The organism is Mycobacterium sp. KBS0706 (genome assembly GCF_005938675.2).
In the GTDB taxonomy this organism is placed as follows: domain Bacteria; phylum Pseudomonadota; class Alphaproteobacteria; order DSM-16000; family Inquilinaceae; genus Inquilinus.
The window spans coordinates 1-837 of the sequence record NZ_VCCH02000307.1 but is presented as its reverse complement, the minus strand read 5'-3'; the positions used below and the strand labels follow the sequence as shown (position 1 = coordinate 837).

1 pseudogene is annotated in these 837 nt (G+C 68.8%); it reads right to left on the bottom strand.

Going from position 1 to position 837, the window contains the following annotated elements:
• Positions 1-694 (bottom strand): annotated as a pseudogene (locus FFK22_RS41980) (hypothetical protein); the annotation flags it as partial.
• Between the last annotated feature and the right edge of the window lie 143 nt (positions 695-837).

Below are 837 nucleotides of genomic sequence, written 5' to 3'. Positions count from 1 at the left end.
CTGCCGGCGGATTAATGCCAAGCGCTCCAGGTCCCGCCTGAGCTCGGCCACGCTGTTGGGCGGCAAGGGCGTGCCTCCCGGCGTGCACAGCCCCTCCAGCTTGTCGATGGCCTTTCGAAGCTTCGGGTTGAAACCCCGCACCCCCCCGGCGGGCCAGCGCCGCCTTGGTTCGGTTGACCGGACGGGTGGCCTCTTTCGTCAGCCGCTCGCGTTCGCGGTTCGGCCGCCGCGCGTCCTCCGCCTCCACCGAGGCGATCGCCGCCATCCGGCAGTGGCCGGCCTCACCGCGAAGCCAGCCCAGCAGCGAACGCTTCAACAGGCCCACGTCCAGCCGGTCGGTCTTCGCCCGCCGGTGTTCGCGCGAGACCGCCACGCTCGTGGAGTGGATCACATAGACCTCCACGCCTTGAGCGATCAGCCAGCGCGCGAGCCAGAAGCCGTCCCGCCCGGCCTCGTAGGCGACAACGATCCGCTTGATCCGCAGTCCGGCTTTCCCGGCCTTATCTTGCCAGCGGTGGATCAGCTTCAGGAGCGCCGGCGCATCCGCCTCGAGCTTCTTCTGCGGCTCGCGGGCGAGGCCGGGAACCAACCCGCCCACCAACCAGCTCGCCGCGCTCATCTCGATCACGGCGATCAGCGTATTGTCTTGCTCCAGGGCGACGAGGGAGCGGCTCAAGTCATCCGTCTGTGGCACGGGCTGCCTCCATGGTGTGTGGCAGCGCTATTGGATCACCCTCGCCGCCCGCCCCATACCATCTCCTCTGAAGGCCTTCGGACGCCGGCCCCGCTCCCGGTCCAACACACTGCGCCAGGGCCGGCATCCGAAGCCCTAAACAT